Below are 21,062 nucleotides of genomic sequence, written 5' to 3'. Positions count from 1 at the left end.
GTTCCCTATCAATTAGCACATCATTAAGTTCAACTCGCCAAAACAGAGATGTTTTGTATATTGACTATTGATATACCAAATTTCGTGCCAAGCGCTGCCTGAGAACGAATAGTAATGGTCATTCAAAGAGTTAGAATTTGGATGTCACCGCCGCTGACTTTTTGTTCATCATTTAGGTGACGTTCTGCAGAATACAGAGGCATGAGCTTGCCGCTTTTTTCATCTGCTAGCGAAGATCTTGCCATAGCGGCAAAAAGTGAGAAAGCCAGCATTGCTGCTGGCTTCTGTTTTTATGGGATATTGCATCTGATGTGGAACAGCGCTGTAAAGGCGTTATATCGCGTCGATGGCGTTCTTAATTCGCTTATCTGAAATTGGGTATGGGGTTCCCAATTGCTGGGCAAAATAACTGACTCTCAGCTCTTCTAGCATCCAACGAATTTCTTTTACTGCCACTGGCACTTTCTGCCCTTTAGGGATCTTATTCAGTAACTCTTTGTAGTCGCCGGCCGCCGATTCAATTTTCAACATGTGTAAACGGTCTTTGTTTGGATCGATTGGCAATTTCTCTAAACGGCGTTCCACTGCATTCAAGTAACGCTGAATATCAGGTAAACGCTTCCAGCCACACTCTGTCGCAAAGCCCTTAAAGATAAGACCATCTATTTGTGCCTTGATGTCTGACAGTGCAAACGCCATGGTGAAATCGATCTTTCCTTTTAGCTTCTTGTTGATGCTAAAGGCTGTGGTCAGGATTTGCTCAACTTGTTTGGCAATGTCCACCACTGTGTCGCCAAGCTCTGCACGCACATGTTCTTTCACCGCACCGAACGACTCAGGGTCCCATTTGAGGCCACCCTGCGCTTCGATCAGCTTATCCACACCACAGGCAATACAGTCATCAATCAAATCCAACACGCGGCCATATGGGTTGAAGTACAACCCTAACTTAGACTTATTCGGCAAGTTATCGTGTAAGTACTTAATGGGTGAAGGCACATTTAGCAAAATCAAACGACGTTGACCTTGCTGCATGGCTTGACGCTGCTCTTCTTCAGTTTCAAACAGCTTGATACCAACAGAATCTTTATTATCAATGATGGCTGGGAAAGCCTTCACTTCAAAACCACCACGTTTTTGCTGATACATTTGCGGCAGTTGTCCGAAACTCCACGTTGTCAGGCCCTGCTGCTCAATGTCGTCATCAGCTACTTGCGATAAGGTTTCCTGAACTTTTTCTTTAAGTCCATCTTTCAGCGCGTAGAGATCCTGACTTTCGCTTAGTTTGCGATTCTTATGGTCCACTGCCCGATAGGAAATCTTCAAGTGCTCAGGCAATTGTGTTAGCTGCCAATCATCGCGCACCACGGTCACACCTGTCATACGCTTGAGTTCTTTTTCTAGCGAATCCAGTATTGGCGCTTCCATTGGTGTCACGCGCTGCAGGAAGGCTGTCGCATAGTTTGGTGCAGGCACAAAGTTACGACGTAACGTTTTTGGTAGCGATTTTATCAGCGCTACCACTAACTCATGGCGTAACCCCGGAATTTGCCAATCAAAGCCATCAGGCTCAACCTGATTCAATACCGGTAACGGAACATGAACGGTCACGCCATCGTGATCTAAGCCAGGCTCAAATTGATAAGAGAGCTTGAGCTTCAAATTGCCTTGATACCAGAAGTTCGGGTAGTCGAGTTCAGTCACATGGCTAGCATCACCCGCTAACAGCATCGCCTTCTCGAAATTCAGCTTTTCAGGTTCGTCTCGGCTGACTTTCTTCCACCAAGTATCAAAGTGACGGCCAGAAACAACACTGTAATCAATGCGCTGATCGTAGAACTCATAGAGGGTGTCATCGTCCACCAAAATATCGCGTCGACGGGACTTTTTCTCTAGCTCTTCAACTTCAGCGAGTAGCTTACGGTTCTGGTGATAGAACTTATGCTTGGTATCCCAATCCCCTTCCACCAGCGCGGAGCGAACAAAAATTTCGCGGCTGACCACAGCATCTATATTGCCGTAGTTGACCTTACGCTTTGGAACAATTGGAATCCCGTAAAGCATGACTTTTTCATGAGCAAAAACAGCGGCCTGCTTTTTCTCCCAGTGTGGTTCACTGTAACTACGCTTAATCAAATGCTTCGCGAGCGGTTCAACCCATTCCGGTTGAATTTTGGCAGCAACACGTCCCCATAGCTTCGAGGTTTCCACCAGCTCAGCCACCATGACCCACTTTGGCTGCTTCTTAAAGATGCCAGAGCCAGGGAAAATACCGAATCTGGCGTTACGCGCGCCTTGGTACTCGTTCTTTTCCTGATCTTTTAAGCCAATGTGTGAAAGCAAACCTGCCAACAGCGACATATGAACAGACTGATAATCTGCTGGTTCTTGATTGATCTTGTAGCCTAGCTCATGCACGACCTGACGAATTTGGAAGTGCACATCTTGCCATTCGCGCACGCGCAAATAGTTCAGGTATTCTTTTTTACACTGCTTACGGAATTGATTCCCTGACAACGCTTTTTGTTGTTCTTGGATGTAATCCCACATGTTCACAAACGACAAGAAATCTGATTCTTTATCACTGAAACGGCGGTGCTTTTCATCTGAAGCTTGCTGCTTATCAGATGGGCGCTCACGCGGATCTTGGATCGACAGCGCGGCGGCAATCACCATCACTTCTTTCAGCGCACCCATGCGTGCGGATTCCAGCACCATACGCGCAAGTCTTGGATCAATCGGCAGCTTGGCCAACGCTCGACCCGTCTCGGTTAGGTGCTTGTGTTCATCATGGGTTTTACCTTCTTTAAGCGCCCCCAGCTCTTCAAGCAGACGAACGCCATCAGAAATGTTTCGACTGTCTGGTGGCTGCACAAATGGGAAGGCAGCAATATCGCCAAGCCCAATAGCGGTCATTTGCAGAATAACGGATGCCAAGTTTGTACGCAGGATCTCTGGATCGGTGAACTCTGGGCGAGAAAGGAAATCTTCCTCAGAGAATAATCGGATACAGATACCATCAGACACACGACCACAACGGCCTTTACGCTGATTCGCACTGGCTTGCGAGATCGCTTCAATCGGAAGTCGCTGAACCTTAGTACGGTAGCTGTAACGCGAAATACGTGCAGTACCAGGATCAATCACATACTTGATGCCCGGCACGGTTAGCGAGGTTTCCGCAACGTTGGTAGCAAGAACGATTCGGCGATTTGAATGGGTTTGGAAAACGCGGTTTTGTTCACCCGAAGACAAACGTGCGTACAGCGGCAAGATTTCCGTGCCACGCAGGTTACGTTTTTCTAACGCATCGGCGGTATCGCGGATTTCTCGCTCACCATTCATAAAGATCAGAATGTCGCCAGGCCCTTCGTCATGAAGCTCATCCACGGCATCAAAAATCGCCTGAAGCTGATCGCGATCCGTATCTTCGCTGTCTTCCACTAATGGACGATAGCGAACGTCAACCGGATAAGTACGACCTGACACTTCAATGATCGGCGCACCACGGAAGTGGTTTGAGAAACGCTCTGGGTCAATGGTTGCTGATGTAATGATCAGTTTAAGATCAGGGCGCTTTGGCAGCAGCTGCTTCAAGTAACCAAGAATGAAGTCGATATTTAGGCTACGTTCGTGCGCTTCATCGATAATGATGCAGTCATACTGATTTAAGTAACGATCGTGCTGGATTTCTGCCAGCAAAATACCGTCCGTCATCAGTTTTACACGTGACGCTTCTGACACCTGATCGTTAAATCGAACTTTATAGCCGACGGTATTGCCAAGCTCAGATTCAAGCTCTTCGGCAATACGTGTTGCAACGGTACGAGCTGCAAGGCGACGTGGCTGAGTATGACCAATGATACCCGACACACCCAGCCCCAACTCCATACAGATCTTTGGTAGCTGCGTGGTTTTACCCGAACCGGTTTCACCCGCGACAATCACTACCTGATTGTTGGCAATAGCTTCTGCAATGTCGTCTTTTTTCTGACTAACAGGCAGCTGCTCTGGGTAAGTGATTTTTGGGGTATTGGTTTGTCGTTGAATGCGCACTTGCATCGACTTAGCGATGTCTAAAGCGATTTGGTCGAAAACAGCCTGACGAGCATCGTTTTGCTTAATGCGTTGCGCGCCTTTGATGCGTTTGCTGAGACGAAATTTGTCTCTAAGCATGCAGTCATCAAGGGCACTAAATAAGGTTTTCGCGTTATTTTGATGGATTGAAGCAGTCAAAACGGTATCCAAGAAATGCGGTTAATGGTGAATATCCATACACGGTACGTTGTCGCGGCACAAAATGGCGCAATACCGTCTTAAAAATTGCGACGATTCTATCACAGACCGAAACAAACTCTCTCTCCAATATCAGCCACTAAGCAAATCGGTATCTGCTTTGTTTATCTGCACTGCAAGCCAATTTACATTGAATGGTGCTTTTGCTTCTGACTAACGTTCCTTTCTTTCCATATATACGAACCTTTACGAACCCGTGATGCCCAGCAGCCTAAAGGTTCAGGCTTCAACGAGCGCTATCTTGTTACTTGCTACCGTACATACCTTTCAAAGCACATTCATATTCTCAGCAGTGACATATCCGTTTCAGCCCTTGCTATCAAAGGGATTATCAACTTATTGACACATCCCTGAAAGACTCGAGCTCTACACTCAATTCAGCAAGGTTAGATGATGAATTTGCAATGGAGGCAACAATGATAACAGTGTATGGCGTAGAGTTTGACTATGTAGGCTTAGGTTCTATTGAGGATGACACCCTAACGGGTTCGACTGGTGACGACTTTATCAATGGACTTGATGGCGACGACAGTATTGTCGGATTTAGCGGCGACGATGTGTTACTCGGTGATGACATTCCTGTCGATGAATACTTAGAGACAGAAGATCCCACGTTTTCAGATACCCTCAGCACTCTGTATGAATCAGTCAAAGAACAAGACTTCTCATGGGTATCACCGTCAGACGTCAGCTATGCAGTCGCGGGAGTTCAAGAGTTCTTTGCCGAGAATCAGGCACTATTGAACCATGCAGCCACTTACGGCGGCGATGACACGATTGTCGGCGGTCGCGGCAACGATATTCTGTATGGTGGCGCTGGCGACGATGTGCTTCGAGGAGGCAGCGGAGACGATGTCTTGATTGGATTGGCTGGTGACAATGCCTTATTGGGTGGCAGTGGCGATGATGTTCTTATTGGTGGTATCGGTAATGATCGCCTGTTCGGGAATGATGGTTCAGACTATCTCGTAGGTACAAGTGGTAACGACTTCTATTTTGGTGGCGAAGGTCAAGATTACTTTATGTTTTCCAACCTGTTGGAAGGCCAACAAAGTGTCGATCGTATTGTCGATTTTGAGCAAGACGTCGATACCGTTTTCCTATTCAACGTGGCTGAGTCTTTTGATGACTTGCTCATTGAACAAGCTGGACCAACCGTGCTTCTCACTCTTTCAGATACCCACTCAGTGATATTTAACAACTCGCAGCTTTCGGATTTTTCATCGGATGACTTCATTTTCTATAACGTTTAACCGCTAGTCACTATCATCAGTGACTCAATCAATGAACTCGCAATGTGCGTTTATTGAAGGTGTACTTATTGATAGTAAAAACACTTGAAAAGATAAGAAAGGTACGCGCTTTGCCTTTCTTGTCTTAGTTCTCCCTTCTTTCTATTCTTCCTTCTTAGTCATCGCAGCCTTAGTCATCGCAGCGCCCTAACTCAACGTCTAAATCGAATGTTCAACGCATTAGCATACCCAGCTCATCTTCCATTTTTTATTAATTTTTAGTGACTTAATATGTGAATCTCTGCCAGTTCTATAAGATTCCAGATACTTGATGATTTACCTAACCCCGCTTGACTGGTACTCCCTCATATTTTTTAGTTTATCTTTTCCAACAATATCTTCTGTGTGTAACAAAAGAATTTCTTTGTTCCGAGCAAATAAATATTTGCTTGTGACAAATATACAGAATCGACATAGTTCAATGGTGAGTGTTCATAGTGTAACTATACAAAAGTACGAGTGAAAACCTCTACTTGCGACTCACACAGTTGGTGAAGTTATTAAAATACGATTCTCAATCTTTAAGGAATGAAATATGCCAGTTCAACATGCGAGCGCTGTCTGGGAAGGGACATTAAAAAATGGCAACGGTGTAATGAAATATGGTGACGTTACGGGTCCGTTCACTTTTGCATCGCGATTCGAAACAGGAGAAGGGACGAATCCAGAAGAGCTAATTGGTGCAGCCCACTCCGGTTGCTATTCAATGTTTCTTTCTGCCTTGTTATCAGAAAAAAACTACTCTCCCACAATAAGCACTTCTGCAAATGTACATCTCGGTGAAGATGATGGACCAAAAATCACACTGATTGAACTGTTCTCTACGGTATCGGCAGAAGGCCTGACTAATGAAGAACTCCAGACATTAGGTGCTATCGCTAAAGAGAAGTGCCCTGTTTCACGTCTTTTTGCTGGAACTGAGATCACTTTATCCCTGTCGCTAAAATAACGCTGTATATCCACTTGATACCTTTTGACAATGAAGAGCCGATTAATTCATTGTCTTTTTGTACTGCTCGCTACGTGAGCAGTACGCTTTTATTTCACTTCTACCTACCGCAATAACCACACTATTGCTGCATGTTTAACTTTGCGTCTTTCAGTTACACTATTTGCCGTCAAGTAAACCCGCAGTGATTTAAAGGATGCCGTGTGAGTCAGTATGTAGTTTGTGCGTTATACAAGTTTGTTGAGCTAAAAGATTACCAAGATATTCAATCACCTTTGACAGAGTTGATGGAGAAACATCAGGTCAGGGGCACATTACTGTTAGCGCAAGAAGGTATTAACGGCACAGTCTCGGGCTCCCGTGAAAGCATAGATATCGTGCTTGCCTACCTCAACGCAGACGCTCGTTTATCCGGCATTAATTTCAAAGAGTCCTTCAGCGACGAACAGCCTTTCAACCGAACCAAGGTGAAGTTAAAGAAAGAAATCGTCACCATGGGCGTCGAAGGTATCGACCCTCGTCATGTGGTGGGTACTTATGTGAAACCGTCTGATTGGAATGCATTGATTGCCGACCCTGAAGTGTTCGTGGTGGATACCCGAAATGACTACGAAATCGAACTAGGTACATTCGAAGGCGCCGTGAACCCTCATACGGAGACGTTTCGCGAATTTCCAGACTACGTTAAAGAGAACATGGACCCGACTAAACACAAGAAAGTCGCCATGTTTTGTACCGGCGGTATTCGCTGTGAGAAGTCTACGGCTTACATGAAAGAACAAGGGTTTGACGAGGTTTACCACCTCGAAGGCGGTATTCTCAAATACTTAGAAGAAGTACCGGAAGAAAGCAGCCTTTGGAATGGCGACTGCTATGTCTTTGATGGTCGTGTTGCCGTCAACCACCAGCTTGAGCAAAGCGATTACAGTTTATGTAATGCATGCCGCTTCCCCATCACCGAAGAAGACAAACAATCTCCGCAATTTGAGCAAGGTGTCAGCTGTCCGAAGTGCTTCGGCACACATAGTGATGAACAAATAGCGAGCTTTAGAGAACGGGAAAAACAAGTTCAGCTTGCTAATCAGCGTGGTGAAGTGCATGTCGGCTCTGATGCCATTAAACACAAAGAAATGAAGCGCGCTGAAAAGCTATTGCTAAAACAGAAACAACGCACTCGCGGTAAGTAGTCGCTCCTATCTCTTATCAGAGGCCGAATGACCATTCGGCCTCCTTCTTCGAACTTAAAAAGACCTAGAATACTGAAAGCCCCCTGTATTTCGCCCAATCTTCAACATTCCCCCTCGACTAGCCCAAGTTACACAGTTATCCATTTCCCCAAGTCGCACCTCTATAACGATTATTCCCAATGACATATCCATATTTTTAAACGCTTATTCAATAACATAACGCTCTTTTACAACGGAACATTGCTGACGTTAAAAGTTAACATGTGTTTTTAATTCTCACCAAATACCATAAATGAGACAGAATTACCGTCGGAAAAATTTACACTCCATGAGCTATTTAACGATAGAGCGCCCCTACTTCCCAAGACAATGTTCGCTCGGACAGAAGTTATTCGCGTTGGGATAACAGGAGTTTCTCGCTTCATTGCTAACGTGTTTTGGTGGCGAACTAAAAAAGCCCCAAAAATAGGGGTCTCTGGAACGAAAAACAGCGTTAATTTCTAGCGGATGACATTGTTGAAAGTTTGCAAAGATCGCTGCAAGCAGAACAACGATTGCACATTTTGAGTTGGCTACCTATGAGAGTGTCTGGTTGTTTCAATGCCAGTGTCAGTCATTAACTAATGACTTAGAGCTATCGACACGTCGTTGAATCACATCGAACTCGTACCTCACTAGCAAGCAAGGAATGAAACAATGAGCGATGATACAAATGATAAAATTGAAGAGCTTAGGGCGCTGATTAAAGCGCCCAAGACAACAGCAAATAGCGATGATCTAAGAGCTGCTCGATTTTTCAATGCACCTCACTGTCACAGTGGTGACTTATTTGAAGGTGGCCCGCCGGTTGGTCTTGGCGGCGGTGAGTTTTCAATAGCGCCATACCACACAGTCTCACTTCCACAATATGACAACTCCACGCTTAACGAACGTGAACAAGCTCTTATTCAAGCAAAAATAGATAACTTCTTTGAATACGAAAAATTACGAGGAGCTGTCGTTCACGGAAACGTTACCTGTGATGATGTTCAAGCGGCAAATGACTGGCGATATCGAGGGGGGCTGGAAGAGCAAGAATACAATTTTGGTGTCAACGATGCCGACCCTGATTTTGAAGGTCTTCGTATGTTCGAAGGCACCATTGCCTATCTGGGTAAGCACTTTGCAGCCATCGTATTAACACCGGATATTGCAGCACGGTTCTTGAGTTTTCTTGATGTTATCTACAGTACGATATTCGACAATAACCTAGGACGATTCACGATTGAGATCATGGATCCAATATTGGTTACCTTCCCCCACCGCAAGTGTAATAGTGTTGAAGAACTCGATTTCTACCCCGACTTTTGTCCATCACACCCTGAGTACGAAAAGCGAATCAAACAATGGCCCAAAGCATCTTATGACAACGACTTCCGTTCAGATGATTTGATTGCATGGCTAATGACAGCCGCTCAAACCCCCGTTTTCAACTATCTACAACCATATACCGAACACATGCGTAAGTTTCCAATGACGAACGACAAGTTTCAGCGTGTTCCCGGATTTGAATCGGACAACCTCGACCAAGCCATGGCAGAAGGAAGACTTTTCATATTAGATTTCAAAGACTTTCATGAAGAAACCGTTGCCCCTAGAAATTGGAATAACTATGGCGCAAGGTTGCATGCAGGTATCGCGTTGTTTGCTATGCCAACGCATAGCAACACGTTAAAAACCGTCGCCATACAACCGACTCAAACTCCATTCGAAGACTCGTTTTGGGGAGGTATTGGTTGGACACTCGCAAGTATATTCGGCTATGGAGATAACAAGCATCCTCAATCAAAAATAATCACGCCTGCTGATGATTATTGGGCGTGGCAAATGGCTAAAAATGCCATCACCACTATGACGTCTATGGCCTCGGTTGTTGATCATTTGTCCACCCATGTTTACCTTGGTCCGATTCCTGTCGCTTACTTCCGGAACATTCCAGAGTATCACCCGCTTCGACCGCTGTTAGACACACACTTAATGGCTTTGGTCACTAACAATCACACTGGGATATTTGATGAGGTAGGTGTACAAATCATCGGAGAGGATGACCCCTATGGGAATCCCTATAACGGTCTTCTAACAGGCGCTATTCAAAAGCTATCCGGCTTTAGCAGCGTCACTTTTGTAAACGCGACACTTAGAAGAAAAAACTACTACAGCTTTTTCGAACAAGGTACGCCGTTTGACCGCATGGATGATCCAAGTTTCTCCCAAATTGACGATTACCCGCAACATGATGATGACAACATGATGCCCATTATCCGAGAGTGGGTGGACGGCTATCTTCGTCTTTACTATCACTCGGACAACGATGTTATCGATGACACCGAACTTCAAGCGTTTCTCTACGAAACAAATCATGACGGTAAAGTTCGCGGCTTCCCTGACCATGCAGATTCAATTGAGCGATTGGTTGATATTATCTCGAGCTTGATTTACTGGATGTCGGTAAACCATGCATTTTCGAGTTTCGCATCATTTATGAAGCTTGGCGCTCTCGGCTTTTATCGCGATCACCCTATCGAGCCAACTCATGGCTATTCCGAAAGGGATTGGTTGAATGTTTGTCCGCCAATGAATGTTGGTGCTGGCCTGTTTTTCTTCTCAAGGATCTTCACCGATCTTCCAGAAGATTGGCATCGCTCGTTAGGCAAATACCCTAAAGGGCAATTTAAACACGATCCAAATGTTTACCCACTTTTGGATGTTTTCCAATCTCAACTTCAATCACTCGATGACGATATTCGTGCAAAAAATGCAGACCGTCGCTGGAGTTACGATTTGAGACTGCCATCAACCATCACTGTCAGCCCTTGGAACTAGTTGTTTAGGAGAGGAAGCAATGAAACAGATCAATTTATCTCGTAGAGCGACAATGCGAACGCTTCTGGTTGCTGGTGGTTCTTGCCTAGCGCTATCACAAGTCAATATTTGGAAACAGCCTAAACAGAGCTTGGCCGGCGCACGAAATGGTTCAACATCCGTCAGTGTGGCTGAAGAATTGGCCCTAACCACCCCAGAGCAAGATGTATTTATCGCAATCAAACAAAACCTCATTCATTCAAAGAAGGTTAAAGATGAGCAAATTGCTGATTTTGCGAAGCAGTTTGTGGAAGCCAGTCCCGAAGGCACTGATTTCAAAACTGCGTTCAGCAACTTACAACAAGAGTTTCAATTGATGGATTACTTCATCCGCTATGTAAACGCTTAATGCACTGTCGGGCTATTCCTGAATAGCCCGTCTCTTCGGATTCAAAGCGTTCATTTATCCTTTCTAAGTTTCTACCACTTCAAAAAGTGCACAAGCCATGGCTGTTCTGTCGAATAAAACAGACGTCTCGTCGCTTATGGAATGCACCTAACCCCTCATCAACCCATTGTTTTAAATAAAAATATAGAACAACACTCTTTAAACATATTGGCAGATAGTCTTCTGGCACACCAAGACAAGCACCCTCCGCCGTAAGCGCATAACATCAAATTAACCACGACGCTTCACGAGTCGATCACAGCGTTATTGAGAGAAACTACGGAGGTCCATATGTTAGTGACGCATTATCCAAGTATTCAACGTTCTGTGACAAAGCGAGTCGCCACGGTATTAACGACAAGTACATGCCTTATTGCATCAACGCTCAGCATTGGTTCCGCCAATGCCGCTGGTTACCAAATCGCCTTTGACTCAGTCAGCGGTTTAGGCAGAGCTTATGCTGGGGAAGCGGCAATTGGTGACACCGCCGCCGCAATGGGACGCAACCCTGCACTGATGTCTCTCTTCGAACAAGCAGAAATATCGGGCGCACTGCTCTATTTCGACGCAGATATTAATGTGGATGGCAGTTCCGACTCCCTTTCCTCAAACGACACCGTCCCTTCTCAGTTCGTTCCTTCCACTTATTATGTTCAACCACTTAGTGACAAACTCGCGGTCGGGCTTGGCTTCTATTCGAATTATGGTTTGGGCACGGATTTAAAAGACGATTTTGCCGCCGGTGATATTGGCGGTGATACTTCTCTTCTGACTGTGAACTTCAACCCCGCAGTGTCATATCGGATAAACCCAATGTTAAGCCTGGGTGGTGGTATCAGTGTTATCTACGCCACAGCCGAAATGAACAGACATTATGGTGCCGCCGGCAGCAATTTTGGCCAAAACGGTTCGGACAAATTGGTCAGTTGGGAAGCTGACGACTGGGCATTCGGATGGAACATTGGTGGGCTCGTCGAATTGGATGAAAACAACCGATTCGGCCTCGCCTATCGTGCCGGTGTTGACCTTGAACTGAGCGGCGATTTCACCGATCACTCCGTTGGGGTCGCTATTCCTGGTGGCGGTGTTTCTGACAGTAGATCAGATGTTCCTTTGCCTGCGACAATCGAGTTATCGGGCTTTCATCAACTCAACAACAAACTCGCGGTTCACTACAGTGCACTTTGGACGCAATGGAGCGACTACACCGAGTTTAAAGCGAGCGGCGCAGGATGCTCTATCAATGGTGGTACATGCTTTATTAAGCCAGAGAAATACGATGACAGCTGGCGCTGGTCACTAGGCGCAACCTACCAGCTAAACGAAGCCATTTCGCTCAGAGCAGGTATTGCACTGGATGAGAAGGCGGGTGAAACCACCTTGAGTATTCCAGATCAAGATGCTCTGTGGTTAGCAACTGGCCTCAACTACCAACACAGTGCTGAATGGTCATTTGATGTTGGCCTTGCATATATGGATCGCTCAAAAGAAACCTTTAAAGAAACCAGTTTGTTTGTGGGCGAGCAAGAGTATCAAACCGAAGGCTACCTACTAATCCTTGGTGCTCAAGCCAATTACCGTTTCTAGTTCCCATAACCGTGTTAGATCGTTGATAACATTTCGGTGTTAAGAAAAGCGCCATAGCAGAAAGCGGTATTATTCAATAGCCCAGGTCTCTGGGCTATTTGTTGGTTTTCCATTCCTGTGTCCATGTCTTTGCAAATTGCCGACACAAGCCGCTATTGCACAACACCTCCACTTCAAGTCGCGCCAAAAACCAATCATACCCCCTTCAACTGGTCTCGCTTGGCTACTTTGCTATTGCAACTCAGTCTATGCGACGCTTTGGCTTTGTTACTTTGGGTTTGGCCCATGTTCTTATTGCTTAGCTTCTTGTTGTTTAGGTTCTTGTTGCTTAGCTTCTTGTTGTTTAGGTTCTTGTTGCTTAGCTTCTTATTGCTAAATTTTTGCTGCTTTGATTCTAGATAATGGGGTTATTGCGAGAATAAGTCAGGTGATGAGGCGATCGATTGAACAGATATCGAAGCTAAAAAAAAGCACCTAGCAGGCTCATGCTTAGGTGCAAACTGTCAATAATTAACAGTCATGAATAGAACAGGTCATGATTGAAGGAACATCTCTGTTCCTTTTTGCTTAATCGGTTGATTGGGTCGCTCTTAATTCACGTCGCAAAATCTTCCCAACCGCTGATTTCGGCAATTCACTAACAATCTTGATCTGTTTAGGGATTTTGTATGCAGCCAGATTCTCTCGGCAATATCGATTGAGCTCATCCATATCAAGGGATGCTCTTGTCGTAATGTGCGCCACAACTGCTTCGCCAGTATCTGGGTCTGGTACACCAACAACGGCCACTTCTAGTACATCGTGGTGGGAAGACAGCACTTGCTCGACTTCGCTGGGATAAACATTGAACCCTGACACCAGAATCATGTCTTTCAGCCTGTCCACAATTTGAATACTGCCGTCTTCAAGGATCCTGCCCAAATCCCCGGTTTTGAAGTATCCGTTGGAGGTAATGACTTCAGAGGTCTCTTTGGGATTATTCCAGTACCCTTTCATCACTTGTGCGCCCTTCACAACGATCTGACCAACATCACCTTTCGGCAAGGCGTTTTCATTGAGATCCCATATTTCTACTTTGGTATCCACCAATGCATGACCAACGGTACCGTAATGTTCTTTGCCAGGATGATTGATACTAATAACAGGGGATGTTTCTGACATTCCATACCCTTCCGTAATTTCGCCTCCTGTCACGTCTTTCCACGCTAGTCTTGCGCTGTCAATTAAAGCCGTACCGCCGGATAGCGTAATTTTCAAATCAGAAAAATCGAGAGCGCGGAATCCTTCATGCTGACATAAACCCACAAACAAGGTGTTAATGCCTGCCATACCCGTAAACTTATGCGGCTTAATCAATGCGACCATGCTGTCTAAGTCACGTGGATTTGGGATCAAGATATTGGCATTACCCAAGGAGAAAAAGAGGATGAGGTTCACTGCAAACGCGTATATATGGTAAAGCGGTAAAGGACAAACAAATATCTCCTCTCCCGGTTCAACGACCCCATCCAACCGCTCGAACAACTGCGCCATGTTGCTGAGTACCGAACGGTGCGTTAAACATGCGCCTTTCGCTCGCCCTGTCGTGCCACCGGTATATTGCAGCATACAAACGCTGTCAGGATGCACGGCAACGGGGACCATTTTCATCCCGTTACAACGGCTAATCGCACTTTCAAGCGCCGTAATGTTCACCTCTTTCTCACTGACGATAGGCGGGGTTTGCTCTGAGGACGTACACAGAACAACGTCAATGTCTGTTTTATCGATAATGCCTGATAATTTGTCGACAAACGGCCCGAAAATAACCACCGCCTTCGCACCTGAATCCGAGAATTGATGAAGCATCTCCCGCTGTGTATACAGAGGATTGGTATTGACAACAACCAGACCTGCACGCAATGCAGCAAAGGCAACAACAGGAAACGCCAAAATATTGGGAAGCTGAATAGCAATACGATCGCCGGGTTGCAATGCCGTATGCTGCTGAAACCAACACGCTAAAGCGCGAGATTGGCTTTCAATATCTCGATAAGTCAATTGTTCGGGGCCACAATAGAATGCCACTTTGTCGCCATAGGTTTCGCATGCATCTACGATAAATCGAGCCAAATTTGTGCTGGTTTTACCTTTTACATTTCGCAACATAGGAAGATCTCCTTGTGTCAAACTGAACCCTTTGTCGGGTTACGAATTATGTAGTCCATCATTCACAGTGAATAAGAAAGCACCTAGGGCTAGCTAACAAAAAATCGATAGAAAAGTTGATGAACTCGCTTGCCATAAGGGGGGAAAAGCATATCGGCGAAGAACAACCGACCTCGGCTAAATAGCGATTTAGCATGGGAGAATGTTTTGAAGCCTTCAACCCCGTGATAACTTCCTAGCCCTGAATCTCCAACGCCACCAAACGGCAAATCATCAACCACTACATGAAACGCAGCGTCATTGATACACACTCCACCTGCATGCGTGCGCGTCAGTATTTTCTGTTGGAACTGCGTGTCAAAGCTCTGAACATAGAGCCCTAACGGTCGCGGGTTCGCATTGATATCGTCAATCACTTCGTTCAGGTTATCGTACGCCACAATAGGTAAAATCGGCCCGAAGATCTCTTCTTGCATCACCGTCATACTGCGGTCTGACCCTATCACAAGGGTCAGTGGCATATAGCATTGTTCGGGATCTGTTGAGACTTCACCCAAGCTAATTATCTCTGCACCGTGTTGCTTTGCATTATCCAAGTAGCCCGCAAGGCGCTGATATTGAGCACAGTTAATGATCCGCGTCCGCTGCGAAAACCCTTCATTGAAGGGATACATCATTTCATAGCGAATTTTGAGCGCGATCACCAATTCACGAACTCTTTCCTTAGGGCAATAGACATAGTCGGGAGACACGCACGTTTGGCCAGCATTCATGGTTTTCCCATAGATAAAGCGCTTCACGGCTTCATCCAACGAGATGCTGTTGTCAATAATGACTGGGGATTTGCCCCCCAACTCTAACGTAACTGGCACTAGGTTTTCTGCTGCCGCTTTCATCACATGGCGACCTACCTCTGTTGAGCCCGTGAACAAGATGTGATCGAATGGCAAGGATGAAAATGCTTGAGCAATACCAACATTCCCTTGAACCACCGCCACCTTGTCAGCGTCAAATACACTTGCCAATAACTCGGTGAGAACCGCATTGGTATTCGGGGTATATTCAGACACTTTTATCAAAGCTCGGTTACCTGCTGCAATCGCCGCAACCAATGGTCCTATGGTCAAAAAAACAGGGTAGTTCCAAGGCGCGATGATCCCCACCACTCCTTTCGGTTGATAAAGCACTTTGGCATGCGCTGGTTGGAACACAATACCAACATCGCGCTTCTCAGGCTTCATCCAACCTTTCAGATGCCTGATCGTATAATCAATTGATGAGATCGAAGAGAAGATATCGCCGAGCATACTTTCATCATGACTGCGGTAACGAAAGTCTTTTTCCAACGCATTAAGCAAGGCTGTTTTTTGTTCGAGAATGGCCGCTTTTAGCCTTTTAAGGCTGCTTACTCTCATTTCATAACGAGGATAGCGATCTTGGTCAAATGCGGATTTTTGGGCATCAAACAAGGCAAACAATAGGCTGGTATCCGCTACGGCGGATTGCTTAGCGGGTTTTAACTCGGAAATCTTCTCTGCATTGCTCATGGGTCGGAACTCCTGGTTGGTGCGCCGCGTTTCTTTGCATCAACGTGATGCACAGCGTTTCGCGTCGCCAAGACTTGCGCATGAGTTAGACATCGTCCAAAAGCAATGATGACAACATGCGTTGGGCGAGATAGCTAACCAACGCCCTTAGTTCCAATATGGGGGAGAAAGATTGAATCAGTTTGTGATTTTATGCCAAAGGCTTATCACTTGGCTGGAGAAGCTGAAAAATGGGGCTTTCATGAGCATGGGAAACGAAAAAAGCGGCACAATGCGTGCCGCTTTCATGAAGACATATTGCGTTTTACGCTCTAGATTTGATTTGCTCGACCGTTGAACTGGTAGAAAGGTAATTTGCCCGATATTCCCCAGGCGCGCACCCTTCCCAACGCCGAAAAGCGCGATTGAAATTCGCTACATTTGAAAAACCCACCAAATAACCAATTTCACTGATACTCATGTGTGGCTGGCGAATATAATTCAAGGTTATACGTTTGCGGGTGTTATCTAATATATCTTTATAACACGTACCTTGCTCACTCAACTTACGCTGAAGGTTTCGTAAGCTATATCCAAGATGTTTGGCAACATCCGCTTGCGACGGCGCGCCTACAGGTAATTCATCGAGGATTTTGGATTCAATCAAATACGTTAAATTTGTTTTGTCTACGCGGGTCATGAACTGATTCAATAGCTCAATATGCATTTGATTAATCGCGGGGTTATTGCCAAAAAGCCGCTCTTTGCACTGCTTTAAATCGAGCAATACGGCATTTCGTTCACAACCGAATTCAACAGGGCAGTTTAAAAATTCAGAGTCGCTATCATATTCGACATTGTGACGGTCAAATGCAAATTGAAGCTTAACCGGATCCAAATCACCGCCGACCAAGTCTCTACACAAACGCACGAGTGTCGAAAGGAAGCATTCAATCAAGTCAGGGCTTAGCACTGAGCGGCCGCTGTCTGGATAACGATAGACAATCAGCTCAACCACTAACTCATCGCCCACCTCATAAGTTTCCATGTTGCTACAATTTGAAACCACTCGCTTGTACTGGCTGACTCGCTCTAACGCTTCTTGCAAACTATATGCTGACTGCACTGCATAGCCCAATGCATGCAAAACCGACGGGTGAAAGCACTTAGCAACCTCAATATTAAAGTTGTGGTCACCAAATTCTTTATTACAGTACGTGAATAAGTTTCCCAAACTTTCAACGCAAATCCGACCTTCCGGATCATTCACTTCAGCGGGATCAATATTAAATCGTTTCAATGTTTCTACAGGATCGAGTCCCAGTGCTTTTATGGCACGTGTGACGGGAATGATCCAGCCACTCAGAGTGGAGTAATATGCGTTCATTTGTGCTTCATTCCTTGATACAACATGTTGAGTGTCACCATATTGTTTCAAATTGTAAAGCTGGGTATTCCTCGCTCAGAACGCCTCTCCGTCCTCATAAATTCATAAGGAATTGATACAAAATGCATTAATAAAATGGCGTTGTTTTATTCCCGCTATTTTCATTATATTTTTACATCAATAGTCCCATTTATAAGACATATAAACTCACATTCATATAGCGCTCGCCTGGTTAAGTCATAACCACCAGTAAACCTAAAGGCTGAAAACGCTCAACGTATGACGTCGAAATCTTAGACATAAATATTTAACATCACAGCAAAGCGTTCCTACCCCGGGGAAAGTGCTAAAATCTATCCGTTTTTTTCCTGCCATTTTCCGTGACTCACTTCTCACATCTGTTATTTGTTAAATAAGTCTGTATAATTCGCGCCCTATTCATTCGTGCTTTTACACTGTTTGATTTAGACGCACTTAACCAGAGAATCACCCGTCTCATTTACCTAGGAATATTTCTTTGATTTCAACCGCTAACATCACCATGCAATTCGGCGCCGAGCCATTATTTGAAAACATTTCTGCTAAGTTTGGTAACGGTAACCGTTACGGCTTAATCGGAGCCAATGGATGTGGTAAATCAACGTTCATGAAAATTCTTAGCGGTGCGTTGTCACCAAGCTCTGGCAACGTATCTATCACCCCAGGCCACAAGCTGGGTGTATTGAGCCAAGACCAGTTTGCTTTTGAGCAGCACAGCGTTATTGATGTTGTGATCATGGGTGATAGAAAACTTTGGGAAATCAAGCAAGAACGTGAACGCATTTACTCGCTACCAGAAATGAGCGAAGAAGATGGCATGAAGGTCGCTGAGCTTGAAAGCGAATTCGCAGAAATGGATGGCTACACGGCAGAAAGTCGTGCTGGTGACATCTTGCTTAAAGCAGGTATTGAAGAAGAATTTCATTTCGGTTTGATGCAACAAGTTGCACCAGGCTGGAAACTGCGTGTGCTGTTGGCACAAGCGCTTTTCGCAAACCCAGATATCTTGTTGCTTGATGAACCAACCAACAACTTGGATATTCACACCATCAGCTGGCTAGCAGAAGAGTTGAACCAGCGTAAGTGTACGATGATTATCATTTCGCACGATCGCCACTTCTTGAACTCTGTATGTACCCACATGGCAGACATCGATTACGGTGAATTGCGTATTTACCCAGGTAACTACGAGTATTTCTTAGAAGCATCGGCACTGATCCGTGATCAGCTGCTGTCTGGTAACGCCAAGAAAGCTGCAGAGATCAGCGAATTGCAGGACTTCGTTAACCGCTTTGGCGCAAACGCATCGAAGGCGAAGCAAGCGAGTTCTCGTGCGAAGAAAATGGACAAAATCAAGCTTGATGAAGTGAAGTCATCAAGCCGTATGAGTCCGTCTATTGATTTTGGCGAAGGTAAAAAACTCCACCGCCAAGCATTAGAGCTTCAAAACGTTGGCCATGCATTTGGTGAAGAACTGTTGTTTGAAGGCGGAAACTTGCTATTAGAAGCAGGCGAACGTCTCGCTATCATCGGCGAAAATGGTGTGGGTAAAACCACCCTATTGCGTTGCCTAGTTAACGAGCTTTCTCCTAATAATGGCGTGGTGAAATGGTCAGAAAACGCATCAGTTGGATACTGCCCGCAAGATAGCACGGCAGATTTCGACAATGATATGACGATCTTTGATTGGATTTCACAGTGGCGTACCGTGAAACACGATGATTTGATGGTGCGCGGCATTCTTGGTCGTCTTCTATTTACTGCAGATGACGTTAACAAGAAAGCTAAGAATTGCTCAGGTGGTGAGAAGAACCGCCTATTGTTCGGTAAGTTGATGATGCAAGACATCAACGTACTTGTCATGGACGAACCAACGAACCACATGGACATGGAAGCGATTGAAGCGCTAAACAATGCGCTGAAAACGTACACGGGTACGCTAATCTTTGTTAGCCATGACCGCGAATTTGTCTCATCCCTTGCCACGTCTATTATTGACGTAAAAGGCAAGACACTGGTGAACTTCCAAGGTACGTTTGACGAGTACCTAGCACACCAGCAGAAGATGCTGAACGTCGCTTAACGCGTTATCACTTGATAACGCAGATACAAGATTTCGAACCGCGCGCATACTGAAGACTCAACAATCAGTAAAGCGTGCGATTCATTTAAAAATGGAGAATTCCTTCATGACAGAACAAGAAAGAATCGAACTACAACAGAACAACCCTTTGCATGGGTTGAAAATGGAAGACATGCTGCAACAGCTTGTTGATCACTATGGCTGGATCATTCTAGACACCGCAATGCGATTGAACTGCTTTAACACCAAGCCAAGCATTACAAGCAGCGTGAAATACCTGAAGAAAACAGAATGGGCGAGAGAAAAAGTAGAGAACTTCTACCTATACCGTTTTAAGCGCATGCCTAAAGCGACAGAAGAAGAGTTCGAAATTCCACCTCGTGCACGCACGTTTCCACATGGACTAGAGCCTCGCGAACCGATGGAACTCACCGTTGAGTCCATTTTGCTGTCTCAAGCCAAAGCAGCATCAGCACATAAAGCCCGCACCGGAAGACGCCCTAGCCGTCGTTAATCCTGAGAGTGTGACGCATTTTATCTAAAGCCAAACCGAATTCGGTTTGGCTTTTTTGTTTCTAGTCTATTTACCCATCGCCAACCTTCCCTCTACGCTACCAGCTTTGTGTTTTAATTTTTTTGGCGTTTTGGGTTCAACTACTGATACTCTTTGATAGAGATCACTCATTGATTTAGTTGGATACCCGTCATGTTTTCAAAATTATCTTCGATTCTAAGGGAAGTATTCACCGAAGAAGGTGGAAGTGCCGCATCAAACGAAGACCGATATCAAAGAGCAATGGCAGGCTTACTGTGTGAAGTGGCTGACGCAGACCGCGAACTGGATCCTAGAGAGGAAGCCGCGAAAACGCGCATGTTAACCGCCCTATTGGACATAGATGAAGTGGCTGCTGCGGCGTTGGTTAATGAAGCAAAAATAGATAGCTCAAATTCAGTCTCGCTCTACGACTACACCGACAAATTGCGCCAATTGGACCAGCAACAAAGATTCGATTTGGTCAAAGCAATGTGGGAGGTGGCGTATGCCGATGGGGAGTTAGATCCGTTGGAAGACTCGGTGATACGCAAAACTGCTGAATTATTGTATCTAGACCACGCTATGTTCATCAAAGCGAAACTGGAAGTACAAGCAGACCACAACCTTTAGTTAGCAGCCATCAACAAAACAGAACTACCTTACTATCGCTATATGCCTATCGCTAAGTGCCTATCATTAGTTGCTAAAGCGCGATAGTAAGATGTTTTGCATGTTAAGTGTCTA

The 21,062-nt window shown here is 45.4% G+C and carries 13 protein-coding genes; 9 read left to right on the top strand and 4 right to left on the bottom strand.

All coding sequences use genetic code 11. The features are described 5' to 3' along the window. Nucleotides 1-333 precede the first annotated feature (333 nt). Nucleotides 334-4,236 carry an ATP-dependent RNA helicase HrpA gene (hrpA, locus tag Q365_RS0122785; protein WP_028025526.1) on the bottom strand — a complete coding sequence of 1,301 codons (3,903 nt, stop codon included), beginning with the start codon at nt 4,234-4,236 and terminating at the stop codon, nt 334-336. Nucleotides 4,237-4,712: 476 nt separating this feature from the next. Here hrpA and Q365_RS0122780 point away from each other — a divergent pair, with 476 nt between their 5' ends. The 6 genes from Q365_RS0122780 (at nt 4,713) to Q365_RS0122755 (ending at nt 12,600) form a co-directional block, all read left to right on the top strand. Then, on the top strand, nt 4,713-5,549 hold the full coding sequence (locus tag Q365_RS0122780) for a calcium-binding protein (RefSeq protein WP_028025525.1): 837 nt from the start codon (nt 4,713-4,715) through the stop codon (nt 5,547-5,549). A 574-nt stretch (nt 5,550-6,123) separates the two neighbouring features. Continuing rightward, nucleotides 6,124-6,537 (top strand): OsmC family peroxiredoxin, encoded by a 414-nt coding sequence (locus Q365_RS0122775; protein ID WP_028025524.1) that lies wholly within the window; start codon nt 6,124-6,126, stop codon nt 6,535-6,537. A gap of 203 nt (nt 6,538-6,740) precedes the next feature. Then, nucleotides 6,741-7,724, top strand: coding sequence for an oxygen-dependent tRNA uridine(34) hydroxylase TrhO (trhO, locus tag Q365_RS0122770; RefSeq protein ID WP_028025523.1), 984 nt, complete (start codon nt 6,741-6,743; stop codon nt 7,722-7,724). A 696-nt stretch (nt 7,725-8,420) separates the two neighbouring features. Further along, nucleotides 8,421-10,586 carry a lipoxygenase family protein gene (locus Q365_RS0122765; protein ID WP_028025522.1) on the top strand — a complete coding sequence of 722 codons (2,166 nt, stop codon included), beginning with the start codon at nt 8,421-8,423 and terminating at the stop codon, nt 10,584-10,586. Between the two features lie 19 nt (nt 10,587-10,605). Continuing rightward, nucleotides 10,606-10,974 (top strand): hypothetical protein, encoded by a 369-nt coding sequence (locus tag Q365_RS0122760; protein ID WP_028025521.1) that lies wholly within the window; start codon nt 10,606-10,608, stop codon nt 10,972-10,974. A gap of 330 nt (nt 10,975-11,304) precedes the next feature. Further along, the gene (locus Q365_RS0122755; protein WP_035025607.1) at nt 11,305-12,600 is read left to right on the top strand and encodes an outer membrane protein transport protein; all 1,296 of its coding nucleotides are present in this window, start codon (nt 11,305-11,307) and stop codon (nt 12,598-12,600) included. Between the two features lie 567 nt (nt 12,601-13,167). On the opposite strand, the gene Q365_RS0122750 is transcribed toward Q365_RS0122755, so the two are convergent. The 3 genes from Q365_RS0122750 to Q365_RS0122740 all read right to left on the bottom strand — a co-directional run bounded on the left by Q365_RS0122750 (nt 13,168) and on the right by Q365_RS0122740 (nt 17,661). Then, nucleotides 13,168-14,748: an AMP-binding protein gene (locus Q365_RS0122750; protein WP_028025519.1), complete on the bottom strand. Its 1,581-nt coding sequence runs from the start codon at nt 14,746-14,748 to the stop codon at nt 13,168-13,170. 89 nt (nt 14,749-14,837) lie between these two features. Continuing rightward, nucleotides 14,838-16,295 (bottom strand): coniferyl aldehyde dehydrogenase, encoded by a 1,458-nt coding sequence (locus Q365_RS0122745; RefSeq protein ID WP_028025518.1) that lies wholly within the window; start codon nt 16,293-16,295, stop codon nt 14,838-14,840. 304 nt (nt 16,296-16,599) lie between these two features. Continuing rightward, a complete protein-coding gene (locus tag Q365_RS0122740) occupies nt 16,600-17,661 on the bottom strand; it encodes an AraC family transcriptional regulator (RefSeq protein ID WP_028025517.1) in 1,062 nt (353 codons plus the stop codon). A 517-nt stretch (nt 17,662-18,178) separates the two neighbouring features. Between Q365_RS0122740 and Q365_RS0122735 the strand changes: the two genes are divergently transcribed. The 3 genes from Q365_RS0122735 (at nt 18,179) to Q365_RS0122725 (ending at nt 20,948) form a co-directional block, all read left to right on the top strand. Beyond that, nucleotides 18,179-19,783, top strand: coding sequence for an ABC-F family ATPase (locus Q365_RS0122735; RefSeq protein WP_028025516.1), 1,605 nt, complete (start codon nt 18,179-18,181; stop codon nt 19,781-19,783). Between the two features lie 106 nt (nt 19,784-19,889). Further along, a complete protein-coding gene (locus Q365_RS0122730; RefSeq protein WP_028025515.1) occupies nt 19,890-20,297 on the top strand; it encodes a VF530 family protein in 408 nt (135 codons plus the stop codon). A 192-nt stretch (nt 20,298-20,489) separates the two neighbouring features. Further along, complete coding sequence (locus Q365_RS0122725; protein WP_028025514.1) at nt 20,490-20,948, top strand: tellurite resistance TerB family protein; 459 nt, start codon at nt 20,490-20,492, stop codon at nt 20,946-20,948. Nucleotides 20,949-21,062: the final 114 nt, after the last annotated feature.

Source organism: Enterovibrio calviensis DSM 14347, from assembly GCF_000621165.1.
In the GTDB taxonomy this organism is placed as follows: domain Bacteria; phylum Pseudomonadota; class Gammaproteobacteria; order Enterobacterales; family Vibrionaceae; genus Enterovibrio; species Enterovibrio calviensis.
Note: the sequence above shows the minus strand (reverse complement) of the source record. Positions and strands in the feature narration are given on the sequence as shown.